This window comes from Cystobacter fuscus (assembly GCF_002305875.1).
GTDB lineage: Bacteria > Myxococcota > Myxococcia > Myxococcales > Myxococcaceae > Cystobacter > Cystobacter fuscus_A.
In genome coordinates this window covers 4,525,101-4,541,858 of record NZ_CP022098.1, presented here as the reverse complement: position 1 = coordinate 4,541,858, position 16,758 = coordinate 4,525,101, and the positions used below count along the sequence as shown (strand labels likewise).

At 69.1% G+C, this 16,758-nt stretch carries 17 protein-coding genes; 5 read left to right on the top strand and 12 right to left on the bottom strand.

The genetic code is table 11. The features are described 5' to 3' along the window. The first annotated feature begins 46 nt into the window (after positions 1-46). Positions 47-685: a DUF6066 family protein gene (locus CYFUS_RS18760; protein ID WP_095986466.1), complete on the top strand. Its 639-nt coding sequence runs from the start codon at positions 47-49 to the stop codon at positions 683-685. A 14-nt stretch (positions 686-699) separates the two neighbouring features. Here CYFUS_RS18760 and CYFUS_RS18755 read toward each other — a convergent pair whose 3' ends face one another. The 7 genes from CYFUS_RS18755 to CYFUS_RS53955 form a co-directional block, all read right to left on the bottom strand. Then, the gene (locus CYFUS_RS18755) at positions 700-2,154 is read right to left on the bottom strand and encodes a trypsin-like peptidase domain-containing protein (protein ID WP_095986465.1); all 1,455 of its coding nucleotides are present in this window, start codon (positions 2,152-2,154) and stop codon (positions 700-702) included. Positions 2,155-2,292: 138 nt separating this feature from the next. Then, complete coding sequence (grpE, locus tag CYFUS_RS18750) at positions 2,293-2,913, bottom strand: nucleotide exchange factor GrpE (RefSeq protein ID WP_095986464.1); 621 nt, start codon at positions 2,911-2,913, stop codon at positions 2,293-2,295. Positions 2,914-2,965: 52 nt separating this feature from the next. After that, complete coding sequence (locus CYFUS_RS18745) at positions 2,966-3,211, bottom strand: hypothetical protein (protein ID WP_095992100.1); 246 nt, start codon at positions 3,209-3,211, stop codon at positions 2,966-2,968. A gap of 122 nt (positions 3,212-3,333) precedes the next feature. After that, positions 3,334-5,403 (bottom strand): ATP-dependent zinc metalloprotease FtsH, encoded by a 2,070-nt coding sequence (gene ftsH, locus CYFUS_RS18740; RefSeq protein WP_095986463.1) that lies wholly within the window; start codon positions 5,401-5,403, stop codon positions 3,334-3,336. 225 nt (positions 5,404-5,628) lie between these two features. After that, positions 5,629-6,579: a hypothetical protein gene (locus CYFUS_RS18735; protein ID WP_095986462.1), complete on the bottom strand. Its 951-nt coding sequence runs from the start codon at positions 6,577-6,579 to the stop codon at positions 5,629-5,631. 1 nt (position 6,580) lies between these two features. Then, complete coding sequence (locus tag CYFUS_RS18730; protein WP_071904318.1) at positions 6,581-6,988, bottom strand: (deoxy)nucleoside triphosphate pyrophosphohydrolase; 408 nt, start codon at positions 6,986-6,988, stop codon at positions 6,581-6,583. Between the two features lie 48 nt (positions 6,989-7,036). Further along, positions 7,037-8,215 (bottom strand): serine/threonine-protein kinase, encoded by a 1,179-nt coding sequence (locus CYFUS_RS53955; protein ID WP_095986461.1) that lies wholly within the window; start codon positions 8,213-8,215, stop codon positions 7,037-7,039. Between the two features lie 244 nt (positions 8,216-8,459). Here CYFUS_RS53955 and CYFUS_RS18720 point away from each other — a divergent pair, with 244 nt between their 5' ends. The 4 genes from CYFUS_RS18720 (at position 8,460) to CYFUS_RS18705 (ending at position 12,128) form a co-directional block, all read left to right on the top strand. Next, the gene (locus CYFUS_RS18720) at positions 8,460-8,879 is read left to right on the top strand and encodes a helix-turn-helix transcriptional regulator (protein WP_095986460.1); all 420 of its coding nucleotides are present in this window, start codon (positions 8,460-8,462) and stop codon (positions 8,877-8,879) included. 137 nt (positions 8,880-9,016) lie between these two features. Beyond that, positions 9,017-9,505, top strand: a complete 489-nt coding sequence (locus CYFUS_RS18715) for a cytochrome c-type biogenesis protein (protein WP_095986459.1) — start codon at positions 9,017-9,019, stop codon at positions 9,503-9,505. Continuing rightward, positions 9,502-10,434, top strand: a complete 933-nt coding sequence (locus CYFUS_RS18710; RefSeq protein WP_095986458.1) for a tetratricopeptide repeat protein — start codon at positions 9,502-9,504, stop codon at positions 10,432-10,434. The genes CYFUS_RS18715 and CYFUS_RS18710 overlap by 4 nt, the downstream gene beginning before the upstream one ends. A gap of 107 nt (positions 10,435-10,541) precedes the next feature. Then, positions 10,542-12,128: a chitinase gene (locus CYFUS_RS18705; RefSeq protein ID WP_095986457.1), complete on the top strand. Its 1,587-nt coding sequence runs from the start codon at positions 10,542-10,544 to the stop codon at positions 12,126-12,128. A gap of 39 nt (positions 12,129-12,167) precedes the next feature. On the opposite strand, the gene CYFUS_RS18700 is transcribed toward CYFUS_RS18705, so the two are convergent. From CYFUS_RS18700 to CYFUS_RS18680, 5 genes are all read right to left on the bottom strand, one after another. Beyond that, entirely contained in the window at positions 12,168-12,809 is a 642-nt protein-coding gene (locus CYFUS_RS18700; RefSeq protein WP_095986456.1) for a response regulator, read from the bottom strand. Then, positions 12,806-13,939: a sensor histidine kinase gene (locus CYFUS_RS18695; protein WP_095986455.1), complete on the bottom strand. Its 1,134-nt coding sequence runs from the start codon at positions 13,937-13,939 to the stop codon at positions 12,806-12,808. The genes CYFUS_RS18700 and CYFUS_RS18695 overlap by 4 nt, the downstream gene beginning before the upstream one ends. An 86-nt stretch (positions 13,940-14,025) precedes the next feature. After that, positions 14,026-14,685 carry a hypothetical protein gene (locus tag CYFUS_RS18690; RefSeq protein ID WP_157758516.1) on the bottom strand — a complete coding sequence of 220 codons (660 nt, stop codon included), beginning with the start codon at positions 14,683-14,685 and terminating at the stop codon, positions 14,026-14,028. Between the two features lie 196 nt (positions 14,686-14,881). Next, on the bottom strand, positions 14,882-15,616 hold the full coding sequence (locus tag CYFUS_RS18685; protein ID WP_095986453.1) for a hypothetical protein: 735 nt from the start codon (positions 15,614-15,616) through the stop codon (positions 14,882-14,884). Further along, positions 15,613-16,707: a restriction endonuclease fold toxin-2 domain-containing protein gene (locus CYFUS_RS18680; protein ID WP_157758514.1), complete on the bottom strand. Its 1,095-nt coding sequence runs from the start codon at positions 16,705-16,707 to the stop codon at positions 15,613-15,615. The genes CYFUS_RS18685 and CYFUS_RS18680 overlap by 4 nt, the downstream gene beginning before the upstream one ends. Between the last annotated feature and the right edge of the window lie 51 nt (positions 16,708-16,758).

The window sequence follows — 16,758 nt, the reverse complement described above, 5'->3', positions numbered from 1 at the left end:
ATCCGCGCGCCCCCATTTCCCGCCCCCTGCCTTTGGAGATGCCCCCATGAAACGATTCATCCTGGCCGTCGCCCTGTTGCTGCCATCGCTCGTCCTGGCGGACGCGGATCCACGCTTCGCCCGGTTGAGGGATCAGGCCGAGCCCCTGGGGAGCCTGTCGGCGTTCCTGGACAAGTACGTGGGGGAGTGCAGTGGCCTGTTCGCGGGCCTGGGCTGCCGAGACGCCGCCGAGGCCTTCCGCAAACAGTATGAGGGCAAACGGCTGTACATGATCGTCGGCGAGGACGTGGCGACGATGGTCCGCCCGGGCCCGTACCAGCCCGGCAGTGGCAACTACGTCATCGAGGTCACCCCCTCCTTCCCCGGAGGCGCCTACGTGCTCACCCAGGGGGCGCCCGGGCAGTTGACGGCGGACGACAAGCCCCTGTTGCCCCCCCTGCGCGTCACGGGCTCCACGCCGCCCGGGTGGAACGCCACCGACTTCATGCGCCTGTTCTCCTCGCGCCAGGTCCGGCTCCAGGTCATCTTCGCGCCGCAGACGCTCTGGGGACTGGAGCGCAAGCAGGGCAGCGGCAAGCAGTACGGCGTGTCCGCCCGCATCGAGGCGCTGCTCTTGACGAACGCGCGCACCGGCGAGCCGCTCGGCCTGTGGTTCGCCGACGAGGCGAAGGCGAAGAAGAAGTAGCCGCGACGGCGCGCTCAGGGATCCAGCGCGACGTACTGTTGCCGCTCGCCGCGCTGGATGCGCAGCAGCACGGCGGCGCCCGAGCCCCGCTCCAGCGCGCCCTTCACCGCCCCCACGTCCTTCACCTTGCGGCGGTTGACCTCCGTCACCACGTCCCCGGGCTGCAGGCCCGCGCGGGCCGCCGCGGAGCGCGGCACCACCCCCGATACCAGCACCCCCGCGTAGGGCTCCAGCCCCAGGGGCGCCGCCACCTCGGGGGAGACGTCGCGCAGCACCAGGCCGAAGTCGCCCAGGTTGCCGGCGCTCGACAGGGCCGACAGCACCTCCTGCGCCGGGCGGGCGGTCAGCTTCACCACCACGTCCCGCGACTCGCCCTCGCGCAGCAGCGTGAGCTTCACCTGGGTCTGCGGCGCCAGCATGGTCACCTTGCGCAGCAGTTGCTGGTAGGAGTCCACGGGCTTGCCGTTCACCCCCACCAGTTGATCCCCCGAGCGGATGCCCGCCTGCGCCGCCGGGCTGTTGCGGTACACCTGCTTGACGACCGCGGCGCGGGTGCCCACCTGGGACTGCTCGTCGATCACCACCCCCAGCCACCCGCGCTGCAGCTGGCCATTGCGGCTCAGGTTGGGCAGCAGATCCTTCACCATGTTGATGGGCACCGCGAAGCCAATGCCCTGCCCCTCGCTGATGATGGCCGTGTTCACGCCCACCACCTCGCCACGCATGTTGAAGAGCGGCCCGCCCGAGTTGCCCGGGTTGATGAGGGCGTCCGTCTGGATGAAGTCATCGAAGGGGCCCACGCCGATCACCCGCTCCTTGGCGGAGATCATCCCGTGCGACACCGAGTGATCCAACCCGAACGGGTTGCCGATGGCCACCACCCAGTCGCCCACCTCCAGCCGGTCCGAGTCCCCCAGGTACACCGCCGGCAGGCCCCGCACGTCCTGACCCAACAGCCGCAGGAGCGCCACGTCCGTGGACGCATCCCGCCCCACCACCTCGGAGAGGAACTCCCGCCCGTCGGACAGGCGCACCACGATCTCCCGGGCCTCCACGTCCCCGCGCGCCACCACGTGGTTGTTCGTCACCACCAGGCCCTCGGGGGTGAGGAGGAAGCCCGAGCCGGTCGCCGAGCGCGCCGCGCCCATGACGGGGTTGTCCGCCCCCGAGGCACTGATGTTCACCACGCCCGCCTCCACGGCCCGGATGAGCGGCGCCAGGGAGCTGGGCGGCACGAAGCCCGGCAGCATCGGCTCGCGCGAGGTCCACTCGCGCCACAGGCCCGTGGCGCCCTCCTGCCCGCGGACCGTGTCTTGCGACCAGGCCGTGTGCTCGCGCGCCCGGGCCTCGAGCCAGGGCTCCAGCGGTCCCTGCTGCGCATCGGCCACCGACGCGGCGAGCATCAGCACCAGCAGGGCGGTCCACGAGGCATGCGGCGAGAAGGGGCGGAGGTTCACGGCTCGGGTCATGTCGGGAGGAGCGAACAACCACCCGCCCCGCGTCTTCCCGGCGAATCCGGACTCGCGCGGCGGGGGGACTCACGACCCACCCTAGCCGCCCGCCCTCTCGGGAGGAACTCCTTCGAGGAACCACTCCCGGCGAACGGCTCAGGCCTTCGCGGGAGCGACGTACTTGGCCACCTTCACCCGCGCCGGGCGGATGATGCGGTCCTTCATCCGGTAGCCCGCCCGGGCCTCCGCCACCACCCGCTGATCCTCCTCGGGATTGGGGGTGATCTCCATGTCCGTGGCCTCGGCCGTGTTGGGATCGTACGGCTGACCCACCAACTGCAGCCGCTCGACGCCCGCCTGCTGCAATTTGCCGAGCAGTCCGTCGCGGATCATCTTCACGCCCTTGGCCAGGCCGGAAGAGGCATCGGCGCCACCCAGGGACAGGCTGAGATCCAGCTCGTCCACCGCCTCGAGGAGCATCGTGGCCACCTTGCCCCGCTCCACGTCGAGCATCCGCTCGCGCTCACGCGACAGGCGCTGCTTGAACTCCTCGCGATCCTTCTCCAGCTCCTGGTAGGCGCGCGCCAGCTGGTCCACGCGGCGCCGGGTCGAGGCCAGCTCCGCCTGGAGGCGCTCCACCTCGGCCGAGGCCTCGGAGGCGGCCTGGGGCGAGGAGGTCTGAGCGGACGCGTCGGGAGCCGCCTCGGGCGAGGTCACGACGGGCTCCTGCGCCTGCGTCTCCTGGGAGCGGTCGTCTGTCCGGGAATTGCCATTCATGGGGCGAACGTAACCAGCCCCCGTCCCGAGTCAACGCCCGTTCAGGGGGCTTCTAGTGTTCGGCCGGTATCGAGGGCTGTTCGGCCATGAACCCGTGGTCTACCTGGCCCGTCACCTCGTCGATGATCTCCACCTGGGCGGCCCGGAGCGAGTAGTAGAGCAGCCAGCGCTCGGCGGCCGTGAGGGTCCCCGCGGGCAGGGCCTCTTCGATTTCCTGGACCGTGAGCCGCCCATCCCGAAGGCCCCGGGCGAAGAGTGCCTTGCGCGCCGTATAGCTTTTGCCGATTCTGTTTTCCACGGACGCTCCCTCCTTCCCATGCAACATAATTTCGCCCCTTCACCACCGCAGGCCACGCGGCGAGAAGGGGCGAAGGTCCGCTCAGGGGGCGGGCGGGTGAGCGCCCACCGTGTCCACCCGCGCTACACGTCCGGGAACGAGCCCTGGGCGTGCTGGGTGCCCGAAGGTGCCGGCTCGTCACTGCTCACGGGGTGGGCGGAGATCACCTGCCGGGCCTCGGGATGCAACAGGCCCCGCTCGGCGACGGCCTTGGGCCCGAGGATGGCGCGCAGCTCGTCCTCGTCCACCACCTCGGAAGCCAGCAGCCGGGCCGCCAGCGCCTCCACCTTGTCGCGGTGGTGGGTGAGCACCTGACGCGCCCGGTCGAGCGCCTCGGTGACCATCTTGCGGATCTCCTCATCCACCATGCGCGCCGTCTGCTCGGAGTAGGTGCGCGTCTCCGGCAGGCCCGCGCCCCGCAGGAAGCCCGGCCCCTGATCCGCGCCCAGGGCGACCGGGCCCAGCGAGCTCATGCCGTAGTCGCGCACCATGAGCTTGGCGACGTCGGTGGCCTGCTTCAGGTCGTTGGAGGCGCCCGTGGACACCTCGCCGATGAAGATCTCCTCGGCGGCACGCCCACCCATCATCGCGGCCATCTTGTCGCGCAGCTCGTCGAAGGACATGAGGTAGCGGTCCTCCAGCGGCAGCGACATGGTGTAGCCCAGCGCGGCGATGCCCCGGGGGATGATGGAGACCTTCGTCACCCGCTCGGCGTGGGGCAGCATCCAGCCCACCACCGTGTGGCCCGCCTCGTGGTGCGCGACGATGTCCTTCTCGCGCTCGTTCATCCGGCGGTTCTTCTTCTGCAGGCCCGCCACCACGCGCTCGATGGCCTCCTCGAAGTCCGCCTTGAGCACGGCGTCGCGGTTCTTGCGCGCGGCGAGCAGCGCCGCCTCGTTCACCACGTTGGCCAGGTCCGCTCCCGCGAAGCCCGGGGTCCGCGAGGCAATGGACTTGAGGTCCACGTCCGGCCCCAGCTTCACGCCCTTGGAGTGGATCTCCAGCACCCGCTCGCGGCCACGCTTGTCCGGCCGGTCCACCAGCACCTGCCGGTCGAAGCGGCCCGGACGCATGAGCGCGCTGTCCAGGATCTCCGGACGGTTGGTCGCCGCCAGGATGATGAGGCCCGCGCGGCTGTCGAAGCCGTCCATCTCCGCGAGCAACTGGTTGAGCGTCTGCTCGCGCTCGTCATGGCCGCCCGCCACGCCCGCGTTGCGGCTCTTGCCGATGGCGTCCAGCTCGTCGATGAAGATGATGCACGGCGCCTTGGCCGTGGCCTGGGCGAACAGGTCGCGCACCCGCGCGGCGCCCACGCCGACGAACATCTCCACGAACTCGGAGCCGGACAGGCTGAAGAAGGGCACCCCGGCCTCGCCCGCCACCGCGCGCGCCAGCAGCGTCTTGCCCGTGCCCGGAGGGCCCACCAGGAGCACGCCCTTGGGAATGCGCCCGCCCAGACGGCGGAACTTCTCCGGTGTCTTGAGGAACTCGACGATCTCCCGCAGCTCGTCGACGGCCTCGTCCACGCCCGCCACGTCCTTGAAGCCCACGCCCGTGTCGGCCTCGGCCTGCACCTTGGCGCGCGTCTTTCCAAAGCTCATGACGCTCTGCGGCCCCTGGCCGATGCCCCCCGCCATGCGGCGCATCATGAAGCTCCAGAAGAAGAAGGCCAGGCCCAGCGGCACCAGCCACACCCACAGCACGTCGGAGAAATTCGACTGGGGCACCGCCTCGTACTGCACGCCCTTCTCCTCCAGCAGCGGCACGAGATCGTTGTCCCCCTGGACCCGGTAGGCCAGCCACGGCAGGGCGCCCGGCTCGCTGCGCAGCGGTCCTCCCGCGCCGCCGCCCTGTCCCGGGACGTCCGCCGCGGGCGCGGCGCCGTCCTTGAGGTAGCCCTTCACCCACTCCGGCGAGAGCTGCACGCGCGAGAACTTGCCTTCCGAGAGCGACTCGCGGAACCGGCTGTAGGTCACCCGCTGCACGCCCGCGTCCTGGAAGACATTGCGGAAGAGCATGAAGCCCAGAACGAGCAGAAGGATGTAACCCAGCGGGGATCCGAACCGGAACCCCTTGGGCGAAGGAGTCGGTGACTTGTCCTGCTTCTTGCCGCGTGGGCTTCCACCCGGCGGTATCGTGTTCTCGGGCTTCATCAGTGGCGCACTCCCCGTCCCCCTGCCACGCACCCCTGTGGTACGCGGTACGACTTCCGTGTGGGGCAAAGATGGCCACAGCCGCCCGGCGGTCAACCCGGTATCCCGAGTACACCCCGCCAAGAAGGCTCCCGAGGCATCACTTCCTGTCCCTTCCGCTGGGAACACTGCCGGGTGGTGGACAGTGTTCACCCCAGGACGTCCCCTGACCCCCAGACGCTCCGCTCAGCGGCAGTCCGTCCGGTACAGGCGTTGTCCGGCGAACTCGGAGCCGATCAGGTAGGAGCGGTCCACGCCCCCGTCCCCGGGCAGCCAGGTGATGGCCTCGGACTGGGCCTGGCTCGCGCCGGGCACCTCGACGACCGGGCCCTGGATCAGCTCCTCCATGCGCGAGGCTCCGGGGCGGCGCACCTCCCACACCCGGGTATAGGTGCGCAGCAGCAGGCGCTGCCCCGAGGGGTGGAGCGCCGCGGCGGTGGTGCGCCTGTCGGCATTGCCCGGCGAGTGCAACGTCCCCAGGTGCGAGGCCCTGGCCACCGAGCCCGGAGCAAGCCCCTGCAGCGCGAAGACCTCGCCCAGCGAGTCGCCCTCCTTGGTGATGAGCACCGGCCGGCCCGTGCCCGGCTCGATGACGAGGGACTCGCAGTCGTGCGCCCGGTCCGGCCAGGTGAAGGGCAGCTCTTCCACGGCCAGCGTGGCATCGGCCACCTGCTCCGGCTCGGGGAAGCGCAAGAGACGCACCTGCTCGCGGCGCTCGAAGTTGTCCCCCGTGTCGGCCAGGTACACGCACGTGCGCGCGTCTCCCGGCGCACACGGCCCCAGGGCGATGTCCTCGAGATCCATGCCCTCGGACTCGACGCCGGTGAGCGTCAGCGTGGCGAGCAGCTTGCCCGTCTCGTCGATCGCGAAGACCTGGAACGCGTTGCCCGAGTCGTTGTGCGCCCACAGCACGCCCGGATGCCGGACGCTCGCGACGAGCCCGGACATCTCGGCGAGCACGAGCGGCACGCGGCCCACGGCCTGGGGCTCGCCATAGAGGCGACACCCCGGCACGCCCTCGGCGGGGGCATAACGCGAGGAGAGCGCGGAGCCGGACGCCTCCAGGTTGGAGGGCTTGGGCGCCCTGCAGGCCGCCAGCAGCCCCCCGAGCAGGACCAGGGCGAGGGCCCGGCGCACGTCAGGCTTCCAGACCCAGCAGCTTGGCCAGCGTCTTCGCGTCCGCGTCGGGGAACTGGTACTTCGACATGTCCTCGAGCTTCACCCAACAGTGGTCATGCACGCGCAGGTGTTTGATCTCCGACTCGGGGCTGGCGAGCCGACAGCGGTACACCCGGAAGTCGATGTCATAGGAGGGATATTCGTGGTGGGTGTGCAGGGCCTGCTCCAGCACCTCCACCTCCACGCCCATCTCCTCGCGGATCTCCCGGGCGAGCGCCTCCTCATCGGACTCCGCCTCCTCGACGCGACCACCCGGGAACTCCCACAACAGCGGCAGCGTCGCCTTGGGGGGACGCTGGGTGATGAGGTAGCGCCCCTCGGCGTTTTGCAGCATCGCGCCGACGACGCGGATGTGACGGCGAGCCATCTCCCGACTCCTTCTGACACCAGTAGATTTAAAGAGGAAGGCGGCGGACTAGCACGGCCCGTACCCCGGGGCCAAGGGCTCAGGGTCCTTTAGGCCCCCCTCCCCCCGGGCGCTCCTTCCCTCCCCCCTCCCCCGGCGGGCCTCGTCCCCCGAGTCCTCCAGATCGCCCGGCACGGGCCCCTCCAGGGCCGCCACCTCGGCCACCAGCTCGGGGCGCCCATAGCGCCATCCCTTGGACCACACATGATCCCTCAGGACCCGGGCCAGCTCCGCCCCCGTGGCGAAGCGTTCCTCGCGCCGGGGAGCGAGCAGCCGGCGGAGGACGGCCCGGGGCAGCTCGGACAGCCCCTGGATGGCCTCTTCCACCTGCTCGGAGCGCAGCTCCCGCATGCGCTTGAGCAGGTCCGCGGTGCGCGGCGCGCTCAGCTCCTCCAGGCCCCCCCAACCCGACTCGCCCCGCGCGCGCAACTGGCGGCCGAGCAGCTCCGCCTCGTGGCGTTGCTCGGCGTCCAGCAGGTGCCGGCCGGTGAGCAGCTGGAGGAAGACGAGCCCCAGGGAGAAGAGATCCGAGCGCCCGTCGAGCTGATCCAGGTTGGCCCGCTCCGGCGAGCTGTAGGACACGTTGCCCAGGTCACTGTCACCCTCGGTGGAGATGCGCCCCTCCAGCCGGGACCAGGCCGCCCCGAAGTCCACCAGCTTCACCTCGCCCTCCCGGCCCAGGAGGATGCCCTGGGGCGTCACGTCCCGGTGGACGATGCCCAGGTGCCGGCCTCTGTCGTCCACCAGGGTGTGCGCGTAGTGCAGCCCCTCGGCCACCTCGGCCGTCACGTAGCAGGCGAACGCCTCGGAGAAGTCGCGGCCGGCGCGCTCGGCCCGGCGCATCACGTCTCCCAGGCGCTGGCCCTCGGTGTACTCCACGAAGAGCAGGGGCTCGGCCGCACTGCCCCCGAGCATCTGCACCGCCAGGATGTTGGGGTGGCGCAGCTGCCCCGCCAGGCGGGCCTCCTCCACCAGCCGCTGGTAGTCCTCCTGGCGCACCACGCGGTTGAGCCGCTTGACCACCGTGTAGCCCCCCAGCCCCCCCGCGTAGCGCTGACGCGTGAGCAGCAGCTCTCCATGGTGCCCCTGCCCCAGCGAACGCACGAGTTCGAAACTCGCCATTCCGGTTTCGATCACCACCGGGGGGGACGGCTTGAGGGAGGAATCCGGATTCTGCCGATTCGACATGATGACGCGCTCCTTTTTGGGGGTATCCGCCAGATGACTCCAAAGGTAAACATGCGGACCGCGAAGGACCAAGAACGATGACGCTTCCGGGGGAGCCGACCCCCACCTCCCGACCTCGAAAGTCGGGCCTGGCTCGTGGAATGACTCTTGAAGTCACTCTTTTTCCAGCTATCTTAGAAGTCACCCGAGGCCCGGATGCACCGGGCCGGACGGCTTCCACTCGTCTCAATCAGGACCGCACGGCATGGCACTCCCACGAGGACTGGCATCGACCATCGGGACCGCGGCCCGGGCGGCTCGGGTCCGCGCCAATCTCACCCAGGAAGACGTCGCCGAGCGGGTGGGACTCGCCACCGAGGTCTACGGACGGCTGGAGCGCGGCGGGATGCTGCCGAGCGTGCCCACCTTGAAGAAGCTGTGTGAGATCCTCCGCATCCCCTCGGACGTGCTGCTGGGGCTGACGCCCGCGCAGGAGAACTTCTGGACGAAGGAGGCCCCCGCCCGGCCCACCGAGGAGCCCGCGGAAATCCGCCGCCTGGTGCGCACGGTGAAGAAGCTGGAGCCCGCCGAGTTCCGCCTGCTCAGCCTGATCGCCACCGGGCTGTTGCGCCTGCGGCTCATACGCCAGGGCCGCCCCGCCGCCGGTCCCCCCCGCCCTTCTTGAGGAGGAGGGCCCCATTACCGGGGCTCGCGCCCGGGCAGCGGCCGGACGGCCAGGGGCCATGCCCGCCCGCCGTCCCCGGTTTCACTGGGCAACACCCGGTCCGGGACGATAGGTAGGCTCGGCCCCCAGGAACCGCCATGACCGCCGCCCTTCTCTCGCTCACCCTGTTGCTCGCCTCGGGCCAGTACGCGCCCCAGCAGGCTGGAAGTGAACCCCTCGAGCCGCGCCTGGAGGCGCGCGTCCAGGTGCTCGGCAAGGAGCTGCGCTGCGCGGTGTGCCAGGGCCTGTCCGTCGCCGACAGCCCCTCCTCCATGGCGCGTGCCCAGCTCGACAAGATTCGCGAGCTGGTCACCGAGGGCAAGACGGACCAGGAGGTGCGCGACTACTTCGTCGCCCGCTATGGCGAGTGGGTGCTGCTGCAGCCCAAGGCCGAGGGCGTCAACCTGCTCGTGTGGCTGGGCCCCCTCGTGCTGCTCGTGGGCGGCGGCTTCGTCATCTTCCGGCAGGTGCGGCACGCGCCTTCTCCGGCCCCCTCGCCGGCCGCGCCCGCCCCCTCCAGCCCCGCCCCCTCCGACGACTCCGTGGACCCGTACCTCGCGGCCGTGCGCCGGGAGATGGATCAATGAACCCTCCCACCAACTGGACTCCTGGCCTCGCCGTGCTCGCGGTGGGCGTCATCGCCGCGGTGCTCTTCCTCCTCACCCAGCGCCGCAAGGGCGCGCCCTCCTCCTCGCGCGATGACGTGCTCGAGGACCTGGAGCGGCGCTACCAGTCGCGCATCGAGCAGCTCAAGGAGCTCGCGGCGGACAAGCACGCCCTGGCGCCCGAGCGCTACGAGGCGGAGCGCTCCCGGCTGGAGCAGGAGGCCGTGGCCGCGCTGCGCGCCCGGGACGAGCACCTCAAGGCCCGCGACAAGGCGCCCGCTCCCTCCGCGCCCGCTCCCGCCCTCACCGGCTTCCTGTCGCAACAGTTCAAGGGCGCGCTGTGGGGCGGTGGCATCGTGCTGTTCTTCGGCGTGCTGGGCTACACGCTCGTGTCCGAGCAGCACCCGCGGGGCGAGAACGAGGCGGCCACGGGCCGCGTGCCTCCGGGGGCCATGGGCTCGGCGGACGCGCAGCAGCAGGGCGCGCCCCAGATGGACGCGGAGCTGCAACAGGCCTGGGAGAAGTTGCAGAAGAATCCCGCGGACCTGGAGTCCGCGTCCATCGTGAGCCACGAGCTCATCCGCAATCAGATGTACGAGGAGGCCGAGCGCGTCACCCTGCGCGCCCTGGCGGTGGATCCCTTCAACGTGGAGCTGCGCGTGCACCAGGGCGTGCTCCAGGCGGTGCGGGGTGACGAGTCCGGCGCGCGGCGCGAGCTGCTGCGGCTGTCGGACACCTACCCGGACGCGCAGGAGGGGCTGCTGTTCCTGGGCGCCCTCGCCATGAAGCAGGGCGACAAGGCCGCGGCCCTGGAGGCCTTCGAGCGCTTCGCGGTCGAGGTGCCCAGCAGCATGCACCCGCCGCCCCTGCTCGCCGCCATCCAGCAGCTGCGCGCCGAGCTGGGCCGCTAGGCCCGGCCAAGTCCCGATAGTCAGGACAGGACCGAGAACGGGCACTGACCCGAAAAAATAGAAGCCCGTCTCTCTCTCCTCGGTATTCCCATCCGAGGAGTGTGGACATGGCCGTATCACCCCGGGAGAGCGCCTCCCGCTCAGGGTTTCATTGTCTCGTCGCCATCGCGTTGCTGTGCCTGTTCCCCGCGCTGTCCCAGGCGGCGGATCGCGGTGCCTGGGCGGCGAACGTCAGCTACGCGGTGAGCGACATCGTGACGTATGGCGGCAAGGGTTATGACTGCCGTCAAAACCATACGTCGCTGCCCGGCTGGGAGCCGCCCAATGTCCCGGCGCTGTGGTTGGAGCGCACGGGCACCCCGCCGCCGACGGATACGCAGGCCCCCACGGCGCCCTCGGGACTGAGCTCCCCGGGCAAGACGTCCAACAGCGTGTCGCTCACGTGGACGGGCTCCACGGACAACGTGGGCGTCACCGGCTACGAGGTGTCCTTCAGCGGCGGCGGCGTGTCCGGGGCCGCCACCAGCACCACGACGAGCACGACGGTGTCCGGGCTGTCGGCCAACACCACGTACACCTTCACCGTGAAGGCCCGCGATGCCGCCGGCAACCGCTCCGCCGCCAGCTCCGCCTACAGCACGACGACGTCCCCGGTGACGGATCCCCCCCTGCCTCCCACGGGTGACGTTCCCAGCAAGATCCTCGTGGGCTACTGGCACAACTTCGACAACGGCTCGGGCTTCATCCGGCTGCGCAACGTCTCCACCAGGTGGGACGTCATCAACGTCTCCTTCGCCGAGCCGACCAATGGCTCCACCGGCGGCACCATCGGCTTCACGCCCTACGGCACCTCCGAGGCGGACTTCAAGGCGGACGTCGCCTACCTCAAGAGCCTGGGCAAGAAGGTCATCATCTCCATCGGCGGCGCCAACGGCCAGGTCCGGCTGGAGACGACCGCGGCGCGCGACGCCTTCGTCAACTCCATGCGCTCCATCATCGAGAAGTACGGCTTCGATGGCATGGACATCGACTTCGAGGGGCACTCGCTGTCCATCAACCCCGGGGACGCGGACTTCAAGAACCCGAAGACGCCCGTGGTGGTCAACCTCATCTCCGCCATCCGCACCCTGCGCAACCACTTCGGCACGAAGTTCCTGCTCACCATGGCGCCCGAGACGTTCTTCGTGCAGCTCGGCTACGCGTTCTACGGCGGCACCTGCTCCGGCTGTGACACCCGCGCCGGGGCCTACCTGCCCGTGCTCTACGCCGTGCGCGACATCCTCAGCTGGCTCCAGGTCCAGGACTACAACTCCGGCCCCATCACCGGGCTGGATGACCAGTACCACAACATGGGCAACGCGGACTTCCACGTGGCCATGACGGACATGCTGCTCACGGGCTTCCCCGTGGGGCGCAACGCGAGCAACGTCTTCCCCGCGCTCCGCCCGGATCAGGTGGTCATCGGCCTGCCCGCCAATGGCAACGCGGGCGGCGGCTACACGACGCCCGCCGAGGTCCAGCGCGCCGTGGACGCCCTCGTCAAGGGCACCTCCATCGGCACGTACACCGTGCGCAGCTCGCCCGCCAACAACAAGAGCTTCCGCGGCCTCATGTCCTGGTCGGTGAACTGGGATGCCTTCGCCAACTACGAGTTCACCAACAGCCACCGCCCCTACCTCGACTCGCTGAAGTAGGCATGGAGGGCGGGCCCGACCCCCGGGGCCCGCCCTGGCTCAAAGACAGCCCAGCTCCATGCCCCGGAGCACGGCCCGGGTGCGATCCCGGACTCCCAGCTTGGCGAGGATGTTGGACGTCTGGTTCTTCACCGTGCCCTCGGCGGTGCCCAGCGCCTCGGCGATCTCCCGGTTGCTCAGGCCCCGGGCGATGAGGCGCAGCACCTCCAGTTCCCGGCGGGTGAGGCACTCGGGTTGCTCCGCGTGCGGAAAGTCCCGCGGCAGCTCCGCGACTCCACGCGACACCTGTCCATGCAGCCCGGGCAGGGGCAACGTCTCCCCGGCCGCCACCCGATGGAGCGCCTCGGCGAGCTGATCCCGCGTCACGTCCTTGAGCAGGAAGCCCTGGACCCCCACGCGCAGCGCCTCCCGCAACACCGAGTCCTCATCGAACGTGGTGAGCAACACCACGCGCCGGTGCGGATCCGTGCGCCGCAGCGCGCGCAACGCCTCCAGTCCACTCATCCGCGGCATCCGCACGTCCATCAACACGACGTCTGGATCCAGCTCGGCCACGAGCCGCAGGGCCTCGTTCCCATCGGCCGCCTCCCCCACGATCCGCAGGTCCGGGGTGAACTCCAACAGGCTGCGAATGCCCTCGCGCACCAGCGTATGGTCATCCGCCAGGACGATGCGGATCATCCCTGGGCTCCTCGCGTGGGCAACCACGCCACCAGTTCCACGCCCCGCCGGGCCACCAGACGCCACTCCAGGCTTCCGCCGAGCTGGGTGAAGCGCTCGCGCATGCCCGTGAGCCCCGCGCCGGGCTCGAGCGCCACCGCGCCCACGCCATCATCCCTCGCATGGAGCCGGAGCGCGCCCTCTCCGGTGGAGACAACGTCGATCCACAGATGGTGCGCGGAGGCGTGGCGCAGCGTGTTGGTGATGACCTCCTGGACGCAGCGCAGCAGGCAGTGGGCCGCGGCGGGCTCGGTGATGGAGAGTCCCTCCGCCACCTGGAGGTGCACCTGGAGCCCGGGCACCTCGCGCGTCAGATCGGCCAGGGCGGGGCCGAGCTGGAGCGGTCCCTCGCGCAGGGAGGACACCACCTCGCGCACCTCGCGCAGGAGTGTCCGGGCCACCTTCTGTGCGCGGCGCACGTGCTCGAGACCCGGGCCCTCCATGGAGTGCGAGGCCGCCTCGATGTTGAGAGAAAGGGCCGTGAGGTGGTGGCCGAGCGAGTCGTGCAACTCCCGCGCGATGCGCAGCCGCTCCTGCTCGCGCTCCCGCTCGGCGAGCAGCGCCTGGGCGGCCTCCAGCCGCGCATGCAGCCGGGCCAGTTCCCGGCGCCCGTCCAACTCCCGCTGCTGGATGTGGGCCGCGGTGGCGGTGAACACCAGCAAGCCCGCGTAGCCGCCCGCCGACGCCAGCGCGTCCAGGGGCGGGTACAGGAAGAGGTAGACGGCCAGGCTCGCGAGAACCAGCCCCGCGCACCACAGGAGGGTGGAGCGCGAGGACAGGAACATGGGCACCTGTCCGGAGATGATGGCGAGCAGCGCCCCCTCGAAGCCCGAGGTGCCGGTGGCGATCACCGCCAGTGCCGCGACCGTCTGGGTGCCCAGAAGGGAGGCCCCGGGACGGCCCTCCCCGCGCACCTTGAGCCAGAAAGCCACGCCGAAGGAGACGAAGGCGACGAACCACACGAGCACGGAGGCGCTGGTCAGGTGCTGAGACGTGAGGTTCATGAACACGAGCCCCTGCACTCCCACCACGCTCCAGGTGAGGAGCGCGGAGACAAACAGGAGCGGATGGAAGGCCGTGGGCAACCGCATGGGGGGCGCCCAGTCTACGAGCCCGGCTCCCCAAGGTCATCGCGAGAAGTGTCGTCCAGGTGGGGCCGTTTTTTCCAATGCCTCCCTCAGTAGGTGACGAAGAGGGGCCGCTGCACCGTGTTGAAGATGTCAGGATAGAGGGCGATGAAGTGGCCTCCCTCGTAGAGCTCGATGGGCCCCGAGGAGGGAGCCTCCTCGGCCGTCACCCAGTTGCCCGCCAGGCGGCCCCGCACCTCGAGGTTGCCCGATTGGAGTTTGAGCCCGTCCAGGAAGAGCGAGGACGGCATTCCGCCGGAGCTGGGCGAGGCGAACTGATAGGCCACCAGCGTCGACTCCCTCGAGACCTCCAGGACATCCGGGTTCGGCGAGTAGGGGTTGAGCTGCTGGACGCTGATCCGCGTCGAGAGGCCCGTGCTCCGGCTGAACGTCGTCCAGCCGTAGGCCGCCACGATCCCGTTGAAATTGGCCGTGATCGCCAGCTCCGGCTCGTAGCCCGTGTCGAGCAGTTCCCGGGTCGCTGGCGGAAACCAGCACAGGTTGTAGGGCCCCTGCTCACGCTGAAGGATGATCTTGTAATAGACCAGGATCGCGCCTCCCGGCCCGACTCCCTCGTAGGGCTGCGACTTGATCGAGTAATTGCAGCCTTGGAAGACGGTGCTGGCTTGTTTGACGGGGGGAAGGTCGGCGAGCGCCGACGAGCCGAACAACGTGACCATTCCAATGACAATCTTTCCGAGTCCGTGCATGGATGTGACCTCGAAGAGGGTGAGCCCCGGTGACGCCGCGAACAGTAGGCCGGCCGACGCCAGGAGCGCATGTGCCGGAAGTCACGTGGGACAACGGCACCGAGTGCTGTAACGCGGCTCACGGGCCCGGGTTGAATCCCCACAGCTCGCGTGGCGGAGAACCAGATAAGGCCACGGCTCCCCTGCTCAGGTGCTGTCAGGAGGGTGGTGCACCAAGGGTCCGGAGGAAATCTTCCACCGTGGTGGTGGGATGAAGGGTGATGAAGTGGTTGTCACCGGAGACGGAGATTTGCTCGGCCACCAAGATGGAGCGGCACCAGAGCGAGAATTCAGCGCAGTCGCGCGAATCCCCCGTGAAGTCGAGGCCAGGCACCGGGCGGTAGAGGGAGCCGGTCAGGGTGGAGTGCTTCATCGGCACCTGGAAGGAGACAGGCCTGGGCTCGTGGCTCTCCGTCTTGAGTTGGACCTGGGCGCTGGGCCAACGAAGAAGCAGGAGTCGAGCGAGCTCGTGGGCGGCAAGTGTCCATTGAGGCCTGGCGATGAGAGAATAGTTCTTCCACCCTGGGGGAGGAGGGACGTAGTCGAACAGGCGGAGGATGTCGGAAGACGAGGTGTCAGGCCGCAAATCGAGCTGACCGCTCCCCCCCTCGTCACAGAAGTGGAGGCGCTCGGCCTCGGGAACAAAGGAGCGGACCCAAAGCGAGAACTCGGCGATGTCACGAATGTCCGCGCTGAAAGGGATGCACTCGCCATCCCGGTGCATGGCGCCGTGAAGCGTGGAATGAGCCATGGGTAGCTCGAACTCGAAGCAAGAGATGCTCTCGGGATTCGTCTCCTGGAAGATGGCGCCGGGCCAACGTGCGAGCATCTTCCGGGTAAGATCCTCGGCGGAGAATCGCCAATCCGAAAGAGTGATGAGGAAGTATTTCATGGAGCCGTCCCTCCCGTGATGATGCGGACTCTTCCCGGAATGTTGAACAGCTTCATGAGAGACACGAAATAGCTCGCGGCCTCCGCATTGTTGGTAATGACTTCGAGGCCCGCTGCCGGAGTCACGGGATCCTTGAGGATGGCTGCGTATCTTTCGAATTCATCGCTCACCTCTTTGCGAATCTTGGCTCGGATGACCTCGGGACACTTCGAACCTTCGATGAAGGGGCTGGTCGCGGTGTCCTTGATATACTTGACTTCGACGAGATGAGCGTCAGGGTGGCTGACGCCGTCAGCCCAGATTCGGGCACCTCCCCCTTGCACGAGAAGTTCTTCTTCCCCCGCGTGAGCCCGTTGGAATCTTCTCGCGAGATCATCGCCCGTTGCCAACCTTCTGGGTGCTTCCGCGAGCCATTTCTTGAAGGCCGTCGGGTTGATGCGCTTGACGAGGGCATTGACGGCGAAGACCTTGGAGGAAGAGGACATCACCGCTGCCTCCGCGGCGGGAACCGCTATCGGAGGCTTCACCTGCTGGGCGGCCACGGCGTCGGGATGGATGCTGGCGCCGCTGTTCCGTCCAGGCTCTACGTGTAGAGGGCCGCCCTGTGTCGAGGGTTGGAATGAAGGCTCTCTGGGTGGAGACTGTCTTCCGGCTCTCGATGAAACCTGCGTCGTCAGGATGAAGGTGACGACATTGACGCCAACGAGTGCGACGGCTCGCGCGAAATGCGCCGAGGCGGCCTTGAGTTGCTCCAGGCTCTGTGCCGTCGTGGCAAGCGAGGCATATTGCCAAAGGGCATTCGAGAGTTCCGCGACTTGCGATGACAGGAGGATGATGCCAAGGGTCGCCAGCGCAGCATCCACGCCCTCTCCCACGACAGGGACCCCCTGACTGGCCAGCCAGATGCCGGAGAGGGCACTCATGGCGGCGAGATTCTCTGGAGTGAGCAGAACCTGAGCTTCTCGGAGTGTCGCGTCGGGGACCCCCGCCAGCCCGAGAGCGAACGAGCGGCACAGCTTCTCCGAGGCAGCCATTTGTGCGACCGGGACCGACGCCGTGCCGCACAGCCCCTCCAGCAGTGAGTTGGCCAAGGCAGGGGTGGTCAGCCCAAGAGTGAGGCAAAGGAGAAGGACTCGCAAAGA